10 protein-coding genes are annotated in these 17145 nt (G+C 65.7%); all 10 read left to right on the top strand.

Annotated elements, in window-relative coordinates:
* The first annotated feature begins 5 nt into the window (after positions 1-5).
* The 10 genes from recG (at position 6) to AC5P7I_RS01960 (ending at position 17094) form a co-directional block, all read left to right on the top strand.
* Positions 6-2117, top strand: coding sequence for an ATP-dependent DNA helicase RecG (recG, locus tag AC5P7I_RS02005; RefSeq protein ID WP_262088104.1), 2112 nt, complete (start codon positions 6-8; stop codon positions 2115-2117).
* A gap of 321 nt (positions 2118-2438) precedes the next feature.
* A complete protein-coding gene (locus tag AC5P7I_RS02000; RefSeq protein ID WP_049407499.1) occupies positions 2439-3377 on the top strand; it encodes a nucleoside hydrolase in 939 nt (312 codons plus the stop codon).
* A gap of 88 nt (positions 3378-3465) precedes the next feature.
* Entirely contained in the window at positions 3466-3708 is a 243-nt protein-coding gene (locus AC5P7I_RS01995) for a type B 50S ribosomal protein L31 (protein WP_010484049.1), read from the top strand.
* Between the two features lie 296 nt (positions 3709-4004).
* Positions 4005-5282 carry a citrate synthase gene (locus tag AC5P7I_RS01990; protein ID WP_014648268.1) on the top strand — a complete coding sequence of 426 codons (1278 nt, stop codon included), beginning with the start codon at positions 4005-4007 and terminating at the stop codon, positions 5280-5282.
* Between the two features lie 344 nt (positions 5283-5626).
* On the top strand, positions 5627-6691 hold the full coding sequence (locus AC5P7I_RS01985) for a membrane protein (RefSeq protein WP_046432315.1): 1065 nt from the start codon (positions 5627-5629) through the stop codon (positions 6689-6691).
* 460 nt (positions 6692-7151) lie between these two features.
* The gene (locus AC5P7I_RS01980) at positions 7152-7649 is read left to right on the top strand and encodes a CS1 type fimbrial major subunit (protein WP_046432313.1); all 498 of its coding nucleotides are present in this window, start codon (positions 7152-7154) and stop codon (positions 7647-7649) included.
* Between the two features lie 60 nt (positions 7650-7709).
* Positions 7710-10439: a TcfC E-set like domain-containing protein gene (locus AC5P7I_RS01975; RefSeq protein ID WP_262088103.1), complete on the top strand. Its 2730-nt coding sequence runs from the start codon at positions 7710-7712 to the stop codon at positions 10437-10439.
* The gene (locus tag AC5P7I_RS01970; protein ID WP_321212325.1) at positions 10436-11569 is read left to right on the top strand and encodes a CblD like pilus biogenesis initiator family protein; all 1134 of its coding nucleotides are present in this window, start codon (positions 10436-10438) and stop codon (positions 11567-11569) included. The genes AC5P7I_RS01975 and AC5P7I_RS01970 overlap by 4 nt, the downstream gene beginning before the upstream one ends.
* Positions 11570-11587: 18 nt before the next feature.
* The gene (locus tag AC5P7I_RS01965) at positions 11588-12295 is read left to right on the top strand and encodes a pilus assembly protein (protein ID WP_262088102.1); all 708 of its coding nucleotides are present in this window, start codon (positions 11588-11590) and stop codon (positions 12293-12295) included.
* A 62-nt stretch (positions 12296-12357) separates the two neighbouring features.
* Positions 12358-17094: an ESPR-type extended signal peptide-containing protein gene (locus AC5P7I_RS01960; RefSeq protein WP_262088101.1), complete on the top strand. Its 4737-nt coding sequence runs from the start codon at positions 12358-12360 to the stop codon at positions 17092-17094.
* The last annotated feature ends 51 nt before the right edge of the window (positions 17095-17145 follow it).

Genomic DNA, 17145 nt, shown 5'->3' with positions numbered 1-17145 from the left:
ACCACGTGGCACGCAAGGCGGCGGTCACCCCGGTCCTGTCACCGTCCGGCGAAGCATCCCTGGCGATGCTCGCCGGCGTCGGTCCGGCCGTGGCCGCCAAACTGCAGGCGCGTGGCCTGGCCACCCTGCAGGATCTCTGGCTTCACCTGCCCCTGCGCTATGAAGACCGGACCCGGCTGACCCGCATCGAAGACCTGCGCAACGGCGTGCCGGCGCAGGTGGAAGGGCGGGTGGTCGCCGTCGAGCGGGGCATGCGCTACCGGCCGATGCTGAAGGTCGCGGTGGAGGACGAAGGGCAGGGCACCCTGGTGCTGCGCTTCTTCCATTTCCGCCAGCAGCAGGTCGGCCAGTTCGCGGTCGGCAACCGGCTGCGCTGCTTCGGCACGCCCAAGCCCGGCCACCTCGGCCTGGAGATCGTCCATCCCAGTTACCAGGTGCTGGGGCGCAACGACGATCCTGAACTCGGCGAGCGCCTCGACCCGGTGTACCCCACCGTCGAAGGCGTCGGCCCGATGACCATGCGCAAGCTGATCGGCCAGGCGCTGGACCGCCTGCCCGAGGAAAACGCGCTGGAACTGTTGCCCGGCGGCTGGCTCGATGGCCTCGGCCTGCCGTCGCTGCGCAGCGCGCTGTTGACCGTGCACCGGCCACCGCCGGATGCCGACCTGGCCGCGCTGGCCGCCGGCACGCACCCGGCGCAGCGCCGCCTGGCGATGGAAGAACTGCTGGCCCACCACCTCAGCCTGCGTCGCCAGCGCATTGCACTGCAGGCACACCACGCGCCGCCGCTGGCTGGTCCTGGCAAGCTGGCCAAGGCGCTGCTGAAGCAGCTGCCGTTCGCGCTCACCGGCGCGCAGGCGCGCGTGTTCAAGCAGATCCGTGAAGACCTCGCGCGCCCCAGCCCGATGCTGCGGCTGGTGCAGGGCGACGTCGGTTCCGGCAAGACCGTGGTGGCCGCACTGGCGGCGATGCTGGCGGTGGAGCAGGGCAAGCAGGTCGCATTGGCAGCGCCCACCGAACTGCTGGCCGAACAGCATCTCAACAACCTGCGCGGCTGGCTGGAGCCGCTCGGTGTGCGTATCGCCTGGCTGGCCGGCAAGGTCACCGGCAAGGCGCGCGCCAAGGTGATGGAGCAGGTCGCCAGCGGCGAAGCGCAGGTGGTGGTCGGTACCCACGCGCTGATGCAGGAGGCGGTGGTGTTCCAGGATCTGGCCTTGGCCATCGTCGACGAACAGCACCGCTTCGGCGTGCACCAGCGCTTGGCGCTGCGCGACAAGGGCGCGGGCGGCAACAGCGTGCCGCACCAGCTGGTGATGACCGCCACGCCGATTCCGCGCACGCTGGCGATGTCCGAGTACGCGGACCTGGATGTGTCGGCCATCGATGAACTGCCACCGGGACGCACGCCGGTGCAGACCGTCGCCCTCAACAATGACCGTCGCCCGGAACTGATCGAGCGCATCGCGCTGGCCTGCGAGGAAGGGCGGCAGGTGTACTGGGTGTGCACGCTCATCGAGGAAAGCGAAGAACTGGATGCCACCCCGGCGCAGGCCACCTACGAATCGCTGCAGGCACTGCTGCCCGGCGTTCGCGTGGGGCTGGTGCACGGACGCCTGAAAGCCGCCGAAAAGCTGGCGACGATGGTGGCGTTCAAGACCGGCGAGATCGACCTGCTGGTCGCGACCACGGTCATCGAAGTGGGCGTGGACGTACCCAATGCTTCGTTGATGGTGATCGAGAACGCCGAACGCCTCGGCCTGGCCCAGCTGCACCAGCTGCGCGGCCGCGTGGGGCGTGGTTCGGCGGTATCGCGCTGCGTGCTGCTGTACCAGGCTCCGCTTTCGCAGATGGCGCGTGAGCGCCTGCAGACCATGCGCGAAACCAACGATGGTTTCGTCATCGCCGAGAAGGATCTGGAACTGCGCGGCCCCGGCGAACTGCTGGGCACCCGCCAGACCGGCCTGGCCGGTTTCCGCATTGCAGACCTGGCCCGCGATGCCGGCCTGCTGCCCGGCGTGCATGACCTGGCCGAGCGGCTGCTGGCCCAGCAGCCCGCGTTGGCCGATCGCGTGGTGCAGCGCTGGATCGGCACCGCCGTGCGCTACGCCTCGGCGTAAGTGGCGGGGTCAGGCCCCTTTGCACAGCAAGGGGCTCTGACCGCATCCCCGGGACGCTCATCCCCGCATGGCGTGGATCTACTGTAGAGCCGAGCCCATGCTCGGCTGCCGTTCGCGCTGCGCGCGTGAGTCGAGCATGGCTCGACTCTACAGAGAGCTCTTCCCTGCCATCCGCGGGAAACCCGTTTTCGGCGTTGCTGTTGAAGTTGTCGGCCAGCGGCCGGCACTACCGCGGGTGCAGGTCGCAGCCCTGCCGCCCCCCATACTTGCAACGGTCATCATCCCGGTCCACACTTCGTTGCCGATCTGAAGACGGCAACGATGACCCACAAGATCCCCCTGTTGATCGACACCGACCCCGGTGTGGACGACGCCCTGGCCCTGCTGATGGCCTTTGCCGATGAACGGCATGACGTGGTCGCCCTGACCATCGCCGCCGGCAATGTCGGCCTGCAGTACACCGTCCGCAACGCCCTCAAGCTCTGCGACATCGTCGGCCGCACCGACGTGCCGGTGTTTGCCGGCAGCCCGGATCCGCTGCTGCATCCTTCCGTAGACGCTGCCCACGTGCATGGCCGTGATGGCTATGGCGACGTGGACCTGCCGCCGCCGAGCCGCCAGGCCGAAGCCGAGCATGCTGCGCTGGCCATCCTGCGCCTGTCGCACGCGCATGCCGGCGAACTGATGCTGGTGATGCTTGGCCCGCTGACCAACCTCGCGCTGGCACTGAAGCTGGACCCGACCCTGCCCCAGCGCATCAAGCGCATCGTGGTGATGGGCGGCGCGGTCACCTGCCACGGCAACATCACCCCGGCAGCCGAATTCAACATCGCCTTCGACCCGGAAGCCGCGCATGTGGTGTTCACCTCGTTCAAGCACCTGCTGGTGTCGGACTGGGAGGCCACCGTCGCCCATGGCCTGCCGCTGGAAGAAGCCGAGAAATGGCTGCAGGCCGATTCCGATCGCGCCCGCTTCTACGAGCTGATCTCGCGCAAGACCCGGGGCCTGTCCGAAGACAGCAAGGGCGGCCGCTGGTACACCGCCGACGCGGTTGCCATGGCCTGGGCACTGAACCCGGAAGGGCAGCTTCGGGTCGAGTCGCGTCCGCTGAACGTGGAGCTGAATGGTACGTTCAGCCGCGGCGCCACCATCGTCGACTGGAACCGCCAGACCGGCCAGCCGGACAACTGCGATCTGCTGATGGCCTACGACCAGCAGCGTTTCGAGGCCCTGGTACGCCAGGCCCTGGGCGCGGACTGAAGCCGATTGACCGGCACCGGTTGCCCCGGGCGGCAACCGGTGCTTATAATGCCGCTCTTGACCACCAGCCCATTTACGGTGTGAGCCCATGAAGGCCGATATCCATCCGAACTACCGCGACGTCGTCTTCCATGACGTCACCTCCGATTTCAAGATCCTGACCCGCTCGACCATGGCGACGAAGGAAACCATCAAGTGGGAAGACGGCAACGACTACCCGCTGGTGAAGGTTGAAATTTCCTCGGCTTCGCACCCGTTCTACACGGGCAAGCACAAGGTCATCGACACCTCGGGCCGTATCGACAAGTTCCAGAAGCGCTACGCGCGCTGATCTGTCGATCCAGCTTCGAACCGACGGCCGCGCTCTGCGCGGCCGTTTGTTTTTCCCCAACGCCTACCCAACGGGCGTTTGGATGGACAGAACACTGCGTTCGTGTGACAACGCTTTTGCCGATCCGGGCCGCTTGCTGGCCGGGTTCTGGCCGCCTGCCGTCTACGACTTCTGTCTAGCGCCGGGCAAATGCTGCTGTGCGATAATGGCATGATCCCCGGCACAGGCCGAGGACGTCATTCACGTGCCTGACCAATGCGCTTGGGCAGGCGCCTTCCCATGAAGGAGCGCACACAGTGTCCGATCTTGATCAGGTCACGCTCAACGCCGGCGATAAGTCCGTCGTTCTGCCCGTCATCAAACCCACCCTTGGCAACGACTGCGTCGACATCGCGAAGCTGACCAAGGAAACGGGGTTTTTCACCTACGATTCCGGCTTCACCGCGACGGCCAGCTGCAAGTCCGCCATCACTTACATCGACGGCGACAAGGGCGTGCTGCTGTATCGCGGCTACCCGATCGAGCAGCTGTCGGAAAAGTCGAGCTACGTCGAAGTGGCCTACCTGCTGATCAACGGCGAGCGCCCGAGCGCCGAGCAGCTGAAGGCCTTCACCGATGAGCTGACTGCCGAAGCCAATGTCGACGACTCGATCAACACCCTGATCGGCAGCTTCGCCAAGGACGCCCACCCGATGGCCATTCTGGCTGCTGCGATCGCGCAGCTGTCGGCCATCTACCACGATGCGCTGGACCTGTCCGACGCCGAACAGCGCCGCCAGGCCGCCGTGCGCCTGATCGCCAAGGTGCCGACCCTGTCGGCGCTGATCTACCGCCATGGCAAGGGCCTGCCGGCCAACAAGCCGGACACGTCGCTGGACTACGTCAGCCGCTTCCTGAAGCAAACCTTCGAGTCGGCTGACGGCCAGTACGATCTGAACCCGGATGTGGTCAAGGCGCTGGACCTGCTGTTCATCCTGCACGCCGACCACGAGCAGAACGCCTCGACCTCGACCGTGCGCCTGGTCGGTTCGACCGGTGCCAACCCGTACGCGTCGGTCGCCGCTGGCGTCACCGCGCTGTGGGGTCCGGCCCACGGCGGTGCCAACGAAGCCGTGCTGAAGATGCTGGAAGAGATCGGCAGCGCCGACAACGTCGAGTCCGCCGTGGTCAAGGCCAAGGACAAGACCTCCGGCTTCCGCCTGATGGGCTTCGGCCACCGCGTCTACAAGAACTTCGACCCGCGCGCCAAGGTCATCGGCGAGATGACCAGCAAGGTGCTCAAGCAGCTGGGCGTGCAGGATCCGCTGCTGGACGTGGCCGTGAAGCTGGAACAGGCCGCGCTGCAGGACGAGTACTTCGTCGCGCGCAAGCTGTACCCGAACGTCGATTTCTACAGCGGCATCATCTACAAGGCGCTGCAGATCCCGACCGAAATGTTCACCGTCATGTTCGCCCTGGGCCGTACCTCCGGCTGGGTCTCGCATTGGCTGGAACAGCAGGTCGATCCGGAAATGAAGATCGGCCGTCCGCGCCAGGTCTACACCGGCAGCGATGTGCGCGACTACCAGGGCTGATCGCCCCGCGTAGGTTGTGCCGAGAACGCCCCGCATGCGCGGGGCGTTTTTTTTCCGCCGCCCTGGTGGGTGCCAACCAAGGTTGGCACGCTTTCGACACTCGCGAAAAACCATCCACGCATGGCGTGGATCCACTTGTTCCCGCCCTTGGTTGGCACGCTCCCCCATCCACGCGTGGCATGGAGTTACCGCGTTCCCGCCTTTGGTAGGTGCCAACCTTGGTTGGCACGCTCTTCAACGCGACAAGACCGCGTGATTCAGGGGTCTCACCAGCTTCACAAGCGCTCGCGCAGCCTCAGGACGCCAGCTGCATCCGCAGCACCTGAAATGGAGCGTCCATCCCGATGAGTACCCGATTCGACCCACCCGAGCGCGGCCCGCTCGGCGCTGACGTCGCCGCTGTCGTCACTGCCCCCATCGTTCCGCCCGCCAGCGAAAGCGCGGTGTCGTGGGGAGCCATCTTCGCTGGCGCCGCCGCCGCCGCTGCGCTCTCTCTCATCCTGCTGATCCTCGGCGTGGGCCTGGGGTTGTCGTCGGTGTCGCCCTGGTCGTTCGAAGGCGTCAGCAAGGAAACCTTCGGCTGGTCCAGCATCGCCTGGCTCACCTTCACCGCGCTGGCCGCTTCCGGCCTGGGTGGCTATCTGGCGGGTCGCCTGCGCACCAAGTGGACGCAGATCCACGGCGACGAAACCTACTTCCGCGACACCGCGCACGGCTTCGTGTCGTGGGCGGTGGCCACGCTGCTGACCGCGGGCCTGCTGACGTCGGCCATCGGTGGCGTGCTGGGTGCGGGCGCAAAGGTGGCCGGCGCCACTGCCGGTGCCGCTGCGTCCACCGTCGGCGTGGCTGCAGCCGGTGCCAGCGGCGCTGTGGCGGCTGCACCGGAAGGCGACCTCGACTATTGGGTGGATGCGCTGTTCCGCAGCACGACCCACGCAGGGCCGGCCGATCCCGCAGCGCCGCCGCCGGGCGCACCGATGGACCCGGATGCCGCGCCACCGCCGGCAGCGGGCGCCGGTCCGCGCGACGCGCGCATGGCCCCGCCGCCGCGACCGGCGCCGGGCAACGGTCCGATCGGCGATCGCCGCGAAGTGCGTGCCGAAGTGAACCGCATCATCGTCAACAGCCTGCAGGGGGAAGGCCTGGATCCGGCCGATACCCAGTATCTGTCACAGCTGATCGCGCGCGATACCGGGATGAGCCCGGCTGAAGCGCAGGCCCGCGTGACCGATGTGCAGACGCGCATGCGTGCAGCGCTGGAGAAGGCCAGGAATACCGCCAAGCAGGCTGCCGACGATGCGCGGAAGGCGACCGCCTACGCCGCATTGTGGCTCTTCATCACCCTGCTGATCGGCGCGTTCTTCGCCAGCCTCAGCGCCACCTGGGGCGGCCGCCGCCGCGACCTGTAATCCACCCTTCCATGCAAGGAGACCTGCCATGAAGATGATTCTGCTCTGGTTGCTGGGCGTGCCGATTCCGCTGCTGATCCTGTACGCGATCTTCTTCTGATCGCGCACCACCGCGCCGTGTCATCAGGCCGCCGAAAGGCGGCCTGATGCCATCCCGCAGATCCACGCCACGCGTGGATGCCCCACAGTAGAGTCGAGCCATGCCCGACTCTACAAACGCAATGCAATGAGGTTTATTGCATTCAAACAGTGAGGGAAATTGCATAACCCTCAAACATAGAGCGCCTTCAAAAATTCTCCTTAACGTTCAACGTTTTAGGAATGCTTGAATGGCCTGCATGGCAATGGATTTCTAACATTCTCTCCGTCGCCCGCACCCATCCCCGCGGGCGGCGCTTCCCTCCCTTTTCTCCTTGGGGAGGGGAGCTTTCAAATTCCCCCTTGTCCGAGAGAGACAACCATGCACGCCATTATCAAGAAGGCCGCGCTCGCTGCAGCGCTGGCTACTGCTTCGCTGTCCGCGCACGCGCTGGAAACCAAGATCACCGTCTACGCCGACGTCGACCCGACCCTGGCGCTGCTGCGCGACGATGGCACCCCGCTGCCGGACACCGTGCAGCTGACCCACGATCCGCTGCGTGGCCTGCTGCCGTCGACGCAGCAGGTGCGCATCCATTCCAATGACGAAACCGCGGACATCGAGGTGCGCCTCGGCCACGATCCGGTGCTGCTCAATGGCGCCACGCGCGTGCCGCTGGCCGTCAGCCTGAACACCGACGCGCTGACCACCGCGGTCACCGAGTTCAAGGCGGCTGACCTGTTCAACGGCGCCAGCTCGACGCCGGGTGCCTCCATCTCGATGCCCCTGACCATCGCCCAGGCGGGTGCCGGTGGCCCGCTTACGGTCAACGGCCGCTACGAAGGCATGGTCTACATCGTCATGAACCAGAAGCCCTGATCCACGGCTTCCCGCGCCGGCCCGCACTCCGGGCCGGCCGCTACTCCAGCGGTACCCCCCATGACCCCACATGCCCCCGCCGTTACACGGTTGGCGGTCGCGCTCGCCCTGGCACTGGCTGCTCCCTCGGTAGCGGCCCACGGCGTCCCCGCCGGTTTCGAGGATCTGGTCGAAGGCCAGACCGAACAACTCGACATCCAGCTGTTCGGCCGCTCGGCCGGGCTGTCGCCGGTACGCGTGACCCTGGAACACGTGCAGCTGGAAGACCCCGCGCGCGTGCTGCAGGCGCTGGGCCTGCCTGCCGAAGCACAGGCTGCGTTGCTGCCGGCGCTGTCGCAACCGCTGCCGCGCAACAGCCACCTGGCCTGCCGCTTTGGTGGCGCCACGGCCGGCTGCGGCTATCTCGATCCACCCGAAGACCCCAGCGCCGCGAGAGCGCTGTACGACGAAGGCGAGGGCGCCGTGCGCCTGTTCGTGGCGCGGCAGTGGATTCCCGGCGAGCCGGCGGCCGAGCGTTACCACACGGTCACGGCCAATGCCGAGAACGCCTTCCTGCACCAGCAGACACTCAACGTCAGCGGCGGCCGCGACTACCAGGCGCTGTCCGCGCGCGGCGTGGGCACGCTGGGCCTGTTTGATCGCGGCCACCTGTCCGCCGACTGGTACTACACCCAGCAGCGCTACCGCAGCCGTGGCAGCGACGACGACTTCCAGTTCGACAACGTCTATTACCGCCATGACCTGGGCCAAGCGCATTACCTGCAGGCCGGGCGCATGGACCGCCGCAACCTGTCCAGCCCGCAGGGCGGCACCTTCAGTTTCAGCATGCTGCCGCTGGACCGTTTCCAGGGCGCACGCGTGGGCACCACCCAGGCCTATGTGGACACCGACGCGGCCGTGCAGGCCACGCCGCTGACCGTGCTGCTGGCGCGCGATGCACGCGTCGACGTGTTCGACGGCGAGCGGCTGCTGCAGACCTTCTACCTGCAGGCCGGCATCAACCAGATCGACACCCGCAATTTCCCGTTCGGCAACTACCTGGTGCGCATGCGCATCTACGAAGATGGTGTACTGGTGCGCACCGAGGAGGCGCCGTTCGACAAGGGCGGCGACTGGACCAACAGCCAGTGGCAGTGGTTCGTGCAGGGCGGCCGCCGCAACGAGCGCCGCAGTGACCGTTTCGATGGAGAAAGCGTGGCAATGGCCGGCGTGCGCGTGCCGCTGGGCCGCGATGCCGCCATGACTGCCGGCGCTGCCAACCTCGGCGGCCACAGTTATGGCGAGCTGCGCCTGGACCTGCGCCGCGTGCTGGCCACCCAGGAAATGCGCGCCTCGCTCAGCGGCATGCGTGGAAGCGATGGTAGCAATGGTCAGCAGCACCAGCTGTCATACCGGCGCAAGGCATCGTGGAATCTCTACCAGCAGCGCATGCGCGGCAAGGCCTGCCAGTTCGAGGCCGATGCGCGCGACCAGCTGGGCTGCACCAACTCACTCAGCGGCTCGGTATCGCTGCCGCTGGCCGGCGGCAACGTCTACGTGGGCTACACCCGGCGCCAGACCTGGCGCACCGGCTGGCATCGGCCCGGGTTCGAGCAGGACCCGTTGTTCGGGCTGGATCCCTTGCTGCCGCCCGGTCCGCTGGAGCCGCGCCGCGAGCCCGTGCTCAGCCGGACCTGGCAGGCCAGCTTCAGCCGCAGCCACCGCTGGCAGGACTTCAGCGTGTCCACGCGCGTGGGGCTATGGCAGCAGCGCAGCACCGACAGCGTGCGCGGCAGCAACGAGCGTGACCGTGGCATCTACTTCAACCTCAGCCTGACCCGCCTGCAGCGTAACCATGACAGCAGCGGCCAGCGCCGCTACGCGGTGGACGTGCGCCAGCCGCAGCATCAGCGCCCGGCCATCGACTACAGCGTGGGCCAGAGCCTGCGCCAGGACCGGGACACGCACTATCGGGAGCTGAACGCCGAACTGCGCGGCAACAACACTGACCGTTACAGCGCCTCGCTGAGCGGCCAGCTGCAGAACGGCATCGGCAACACCGCCGCCAGCATCGCGCACTATCAGCAGCGCGGGCGTGGCGAGACCGGCTACAGCGGCAGCCACAGCTCCGGCTTCGCACTGGGCCGTCGTGGTTTCTACTGGAGCGGTGCCAACGGCGCCGAGGCCGGCCTGGCCGTGCAGGTGGACGGTTTCGACGATGCCGACCTGCATGGCGTGGCCGCGGAATTGCAGGTGGGGGGACTGCGCCGACAGCGTCTGCAGATCGGCGAGCGCCGGCTGCTGCCGCTGCAGGCCTATCAGTCGCAGCGCGCCGAAGTGCAGGACGCCAGCACGCTGGACAGCATCGCCGCGATCCGCGTGACCGGCGTGGGCGGTGCACGGCCGATGTTCCTCACCCCCGGCAAGCTGATGCGCATGCCGGTGCCGATTGAAGTGACCTACACCTTCATCGGCAACGCCAAGGACCTTGCGGGGTCGTCGCTGGGCGGCGCCCGCATCCTCAACGCGCCGGTGCCCGGCACCAGTGCCAACGGCAGCTTCGTTGCCGATTTCCCGCGTCGCGAAACAACGCTGTACCTGCTGCAGGACGACCGCCTGCTGCATTGCCCGCTGCTGGTGCGCGAGCGCCGCCAGGTGGTGCTGCTGGTCGGCGCCGTGCACTGCGAGCCGCTGGCCGTGGCCCAGCTGCCGCCCGAGATCCGCCAGCAGGCCCGCGTGACCCGCCTGCTGCAGGAACGCGCGTTGATTGCCGCCACGCCCCAGACCGCTGCTGCAGGAGGGACGCCATGAGCCGGCGTTGGATGTGTGTGTTGATGCTGGTGTGTGCGCTGGTGCTGGTGATGCCACGGGCGTGGGCGCAGTGGCCGCCGGAGACGCATCCGACGGACCAGAGCCGGGACATCGTGATGAGTTGGGATCGCTCGACGATGCCGGGTGATGTGGTGCTGTGGGCGCCACGGACGGTGCTGGGGTTCAGTCACGACCTGGCGTTCAAGTATGGGCAGATCCATGTGGTTTGTGGGTCTGCTTCTGATAGTGAGTTTGGGCGGTGCCCTACGGAAGGAGATTCATCGATAGTTAGCGGGCCATCCGAAATTGTCCTGCGGCTTGTGGAGAGCCGGACAGGCCTGCGCACGGAGCTTTGCGCGGTAGGAAGCCTGCAGCGAGTTATGTCGGGTCCTCGCTGCAATCTCGATTACTGGGACGATCGGAAGCGCATTCTGAATGAAGCCTTCTGGTACGAATGTGTATCGGACCAGCCGATCGGCACAGGCGCAGCTCTGACTCTTCCGACATCTGAGTTGGCCAGGCTCGTAGCCGGCCACTGGAAGGCCACGATGCGCCTGAACATCAAGGCCGATCCAACCGCACCACCCGTCGCCACAACCACCTTCAACTTCGACTTCACCGTCACCGACTACGACGCGATCTCGATCTACTTCCCCGGCTTCGATGGCATCGCACCGCTGGTCAACATGGACCTGCGCTATGACCCCATCCGCAAGGTGGTCGGCGGCTACAAGGAAGTGGACATGTGCCTGTACGACGGCGTGGGTTCGCAGAGCGAGTTCCTCGGAGTCACCGTGCGCGACAGCGGGCCACGGCCCCCGCCCGGACGGGACTTCGCAGTCTGGCACGGGGATGGCGGCAGCGATGACACCCAGCGCCTGGACTACCAGGTTGGCCTGAAATACGGCGGAAACCTGCTGGCCATGAAACACGGCGAGGAACAGCTGCTGCGCGGCATCGACAGCGCGCAGCTGCGCCTGGTGATGCTGCCGGGCATCAATCAACCCGTGTACTGCGTGCCCACGCCGCTGGTGCTGGAAACGCCGCCTACGCCCATCGCCAGCAAGCGGCCCGGTCTCTACGACGGCGAGCTGACGGTAGAGCTGCGCGTGCCGACCGCCAAACCCTGATCCCCACGGAGCCTCATCATGAAGAAGCTGCTGTTCTGTCTGCTGCCGTTGAGCGCGCTGCTGGCCCCGCCGGCGCATGCCAACCTCTCCATCCATCCGATGCGCGCGGCCGTCGATGGCAAGCGCGGTACGCAGATCCGCGTCTACTCGCACTCCACCCAGCCGCAGTACGTGCAGGCACGCCTGTTGCGCATCGCGAATCCTGCGCAGGTTGGCGAGGAAGAGGTGGAAATGGAGGCGGCCGACGCCGCGGTCGCCATCACCCCTGGGAAGTTCGCACTGACTGGCGGAGGCAATCGCCTGATCCGGGTCATTCCACTGCGCAGCGTGGAGAAGGAAGTGGCCTACCGCGTCTACTTCGAGGGTGTCAGGGGACCGGACGGGACCCTGCTCGAGGGTGACGAGCAGGCGGCACAGGCCAACGTCGGTGTCAGCCTGGTCTGGGGCGCGCTGGTGAACGTGCTGCCCGCCAACGGCAGCGTGGATCTGCAACTGCAGGGCGACACCCTGCGCAACGTGGGGACCTTGCGGGTCGGCATCACCGGACTGGCCGAGTGCAGCGCCAGTGGTGCCTGCACGACCCACGACTTTGCCAAAAGCCTGTACCCGGACGCGGAGCTGAAGCTGCCGTTCCAGCCTCAGCCGGGCAATACCGTGCAGCTGCATTACCGCCTGTCCAAGGACGGCTATCGCGAGCACGTAACCACCCTGGCGCCAAGCGCCTGATCGTTCCTGGCCCTGCGCTGTTCGCGGGGCCTCATTTTCGATGTCCTGTTAAGGGAGAGAGCATGAATCGCATCTATCGTCGTATCTGGAGTGCCGCCAAGCAGTGCTGGGTGGTTGGAAGTGAGTTGAGCAGTCCGCGCGGCAAGTCCGCTGGAGGCAGGGCACTATTGCTGGTGGCGGCACTGGTGGGCCTCCCTGCCGCAGCGCACGAGCACTCGGAGGAAGCGGCTGAGCGTGAGCGGGAAGGGACGGACTCCAGTCAACTCCTGATGCCCTCTCCGTGGCGCTTTTCATCATTCTCGAACCAGGTGAATGCGGGTTATACCCAGCTGGCTCTGGTAAATGACAGCCAGTATCGGAATTCCACGATCAGCGGTGATATGCAGATGATCCTGGGTTCACGGTCGAGCATCAGTGGCTGGGGATCGGTGGTCTACGGCACCGAATCATCGCTGTCGGGGCTGGGAAGTGTGCTTGTAGGAAATTCATCGACCGCACGCGGCGACAGGAACGTCGTCGTTGGATATGGATCTGAGGCCAAGAGCGGATACGCGACAGTCGTAGGCGCCAGCTCGATCGCATCAGGAATTGGTGCAACCGCACTGGGGCATGACGCCAGGGCATACGCGAGCAACTCCATTGCAGTGGGCAGCGGTGCCAGGACCGTGGAGAGTTCCGCAGGTGTTTCCCGTATTGCTATTGGCGGGAACGCCTTCGCTGGAACGGCGGGGTACTCCGGTGCCATCGCGTTGGGAGGGAACGCACGTGCCGAGTACAGTGGAGTTGCGCTGGGGCATCATGCCAAGGCGAGCGCCCATGGCTCGATCGCCATCGGAGCATATTCCGAGGCAACGGAAAGCAATTCGGTGTCCGTTGGCAGCTCATCGACGAAGCGGCGAGTGACCAATGTGGACGATGCGCGATTGAGCACCAGCAGCACGGATGCCGTTACCGGAAAGCAGCTCCACGCCACCAACAGCAATGTAGCGGCCGCGCGTTCGGTCGCGGACTCTGCCAAGACCAATGCTGACAGTGCGCTGGCAAAGGCCAATGGGCTCTCAGGCCTTTTGAAAGAGAAGTCTCCTTCGGGAAATATCCTCATAGGTGCAAGCAATAGCGGCTCTGTACTGGACGTCCGCAACAGTGCCAGCGCCAATCGCAAGATCACGGGCGTGGCGGATGCCACGCTGAGTACGTCCAGCACCGATGCTGTGTCAGGGAAGCAGTTGAATGCCACCAACACCAAGCTGGCAGATGCACAGCGCGTCGCAGACGCGGCAGCCGCGCGCCTGAACGCATCCGCCCCGGCTATCGGGCTGGCGGCAGAGGCGGAGGGGAGCGGAAGCACCGCCAGCGTAGCGATGGGGCGCTCAGCGAAGGCGTACAACACCAACAGCATCGCAGTTGGTGCAGATGCTCGGGCCAGTGTCGACGCCAACGGCGACAAGAGCGCTGCCACCGGTGCAGTTGCTCTCGGTGCTGCAACGCGCGGTGGCAATGGCGCGGTGGCGGCAGGCCTGCGTGCTTCGGCAGTGGGCGACCGCGCCGTGGCCGTGGGCAATGATGCAACGGCCGCGGCAACCCATGCCGCCGCGCTGGGTTACAAGGCAGATGCGAGCGGCAATCAGGCCGTCGCCGTTGGCCGGGAGGCCGCCGCATCGGGTTTGTATTCGACGGCGCTTGGCAATCTTGCAAAGGCGGGTGCCGAAAGTGCCATAGCGTTGGGCGACCGCGCCCTGGCATCACATACGGGAAGTGTCGCTCTGGGCAACGGCTCGCAGACCACCGGCATCAACCAGGTCTCGGTCGGCAGCTCCAGTATCAAGCGCAAGATCGTCAACCTGGCGGATGGCGCTGTCAGCGCCAGTAGTACCGAGGCAATTACGGGCAAGCAGTTGAATGAAACCAACGGCCGGGTAACGACTGCACAGAATGCCGCCAGCGGCGCGCAGGCCACCGCCAATGCCGCACAGGTTGATGCCACCAAGGCCTTGGCTGAAGCCACCGTTCTGGGTGGACTGGTCGGGCAGGTTTCGCCCACGGAGGCTGTCCGCCTGGGTGAGAAGAACAGCGGCACCGTACTGGATGTGCGCAACAGCGCGAATGTGAACCGTAAGCTGACCGGTGTGGCCGATGGTGCGATCAGTGCCAGCAGCTACGAAGCCGTGAATGGCAGGCAGCTCAATGCCACCAATGAGAAGGTGGTGGCTGTGGAAGGCATGGCCACCTCTGCGGCTGCGGACGCGACCCTGGCAAAGGTGGATGCGGCCAAGGCGCTGGCCGAAACAGCGGTTCTGGGTGGTCTGGTGGCGCAGGTCTCCGCCTCTGGCGATGTTCGTTTGGGAGAGAAAAACAGCGGTACGACCCTGAATGTGCGTAACAGCGCCAATGCTAATCGGAAGATCAGTGGTGTGGCGGATGGATTGCTGAGCGCAAGCAGTGCTGAGGCTGTGTCCGGGAAACAACTGTATTCAACGAATTTGCGCGTCTCAGATCTTGAGGATGTCGCGCAGTTTGTGAGTATCGGATCAGCTCCCTTCAGTGAGCGTGCCGAAGCAGGTCTGGCAGGCGTTGCAGTGGGAAATTCAGCAAAGACGGGACTGGAGGGGGGAACTGCGGTAGGTACGTTTGCGGAGGCAATGGGGAAGAACTCCACCGCAATTGGTAGAGCGGCGACGGTCTCTGTAGATTCTGCGGATGGATTCGCAATGGGAGTCGGTGCACAGGTCGGTGGAGGTGCGGGCGGTGCGAATGAAGGTGTCGCGATTGGTGCTGGCGCAAGAGTTGGAAGCGGGGCTCACGGGTCGCTGGCACTTGGAAGTAGCGCTCAGGCGAATGAAGCCGGAGTTGCATCGTTCGGAAACAGTGGCATGCAGCGCCGCCTTGTAAACATCGCCCGAGGCACCGCCGACCACAACGCCACCACTGTCTCTCAGCTTAAGGATTCCCTCGCCACCCTCGGCGGCGGTGCGAGTATGGACGCCAGCGGTAGCATCATCGCCCCGAGCTATGCAGTGCAGGGCGGAACGCAGAGCAGCGTCGAGGACGCGCTGATGGCGCTCGATGGCGCTGTCATTACCGCAGGCCGTCGCGCGGGCAAGGTGGAAGGCCAGCTGAGTTCTATTTTCCAAGATTCACCGTCGGCCCGCGCCGACGGCATGAACCAGATCGCGCTTAATGGCGTGAATGGCATGGTGCTGACCAACCTGGCTGACGGACGTGTGGCGCCAGGAAGCCGTGACGCCGTGACCGGCAGTCAGTTGTACGCCGCAGAGCAGAAGATCTCGCAGAATCGGAATGATCTGGAGACGATGCGCAAGGTGCGGGAGGTGGGCGAGCAGGCAGTGCGTGGATTGGATGCGAGCGGCCCGATCGATTTTGGGGGTGCGCGTTTGACTGGCGTGGTCGATGGTTCGGTTTCTGCGGATAGTCACGACGTGGTCACCGGTCGCCAGTTGTTCGGCGTCAGTGATCGGGTATCCAAGATCGAGCATCAGGGTCGCTTCCTCAAAATTGACACGGATCAGCTGAGCGAAGATGCCTTCGCAGGATTCTTGGGTGTTGCCATTGGTGACTCGGCTCGTACGCAGGGCGAGGGGGGGACTGCACTGGGGGCCTATGCGAGAGCGCTTGGTGTTAACTCTGTCGCTCTTGGTCGTGGCTCGGGCGTTTCTGCTGACGCCCCTTACGGTTTTGCGGTCGGCACTGGATCTCAAGTGCACTCCGCACGAGGTATTGCGATCGGCAGTGGCTCGGTAGTTGACTCAGATGCAGCAGGATCTCTGGCTTTGGGCGCCAATTCTGCGGCAACAGAAGTCGGAGTTGCTTCCTTCGGCAACGCGACCGCGCGGCGTCGCCTCGTAAACATCGCCAACGGCACCGCCAACCACAACGCCGCCACCGTCGGCCAGCTGCGCGGTGCACTCTCCGCCCTCGGCGGCGAAGTCGATGCCAACGGCAACATCGTCGGCCCCAGCTTCAACGTGCAGGGTCAGTCCCAATCCACGCTCAATGGTGCATTGGAAGCGCTCGACGGCGCAGTCGTCAGCACCACCTCGCGGGTGAACCAGGTCGAATCCCAGCTCCGCTCTGTGTTCCAGGAAACCCCATCGGTCCGCGCAGACGGTACCCGTCAGCTCACACTGGCCGGTGCCAACGGCATGGTCATCTCCAACGTGGCCAATGGCCTGATCGCGGCCGGCAGCTGCGATGCGGTCAACGGTGGCCAGCTGCATTCGATGCAGCAGCAGATCAACGGCCGCATGGATGGGCTGGAGCAGCGTATCGACGATCAGCCGCAGGCTCGCGCCATGGCGGCTGCATCCACGCCTTCGCCGTCCACCGAAGAGACCGCGCCGGCGCCGGAAACCAGCGGCTCGCCGCAGATCGCCTCAACCGGTGAAGGTGGCAAGCCGGCCCCGCAGCCGAAGCCGAAGCAGGACGACACGCCCAAGCCGCAGGTCGACACCGCCGACCTGGAGAAGATGCTGGCCCGTGCCAACGAGTACACCGATGGTGCGATCAGCACCTTCGAACGCCGCCTGGACAAGATGGACAAGCGCTTCAACCGCATGGCGGCGATGAGCAGCGCACAGAGTGCGATGGCGATGAATACCGCCGGCCTGGCCACCTACAACCGCCTGGGTGCGGGCGTGGGTTACAGCGAGGGTGAGTCGGCGATGGCGGTGGGCTACCAGCGCGTGCTGAACGAGAAGGGTTCGGCCACCTTCAGCCTCAATGGTGCGTTCACCAACAGCGGTGAGCGCAGCATGGGCGTCGGCGTGGGCATCGGCTGGTAAGCCGTGCAGCCCCGGCGTGGTGCGCGTAATGAACCCCGCCGCGCCGGGGTC

This window comes from Stenotrophomonas sp. YJH_SMC_138 (assembly GCF_059369855.1).
The sequence above is the reverse complement of the archived record's forward strand: the minus strand, read 5'-3'. Positions and strand labels throughout refer to the sequence as shown.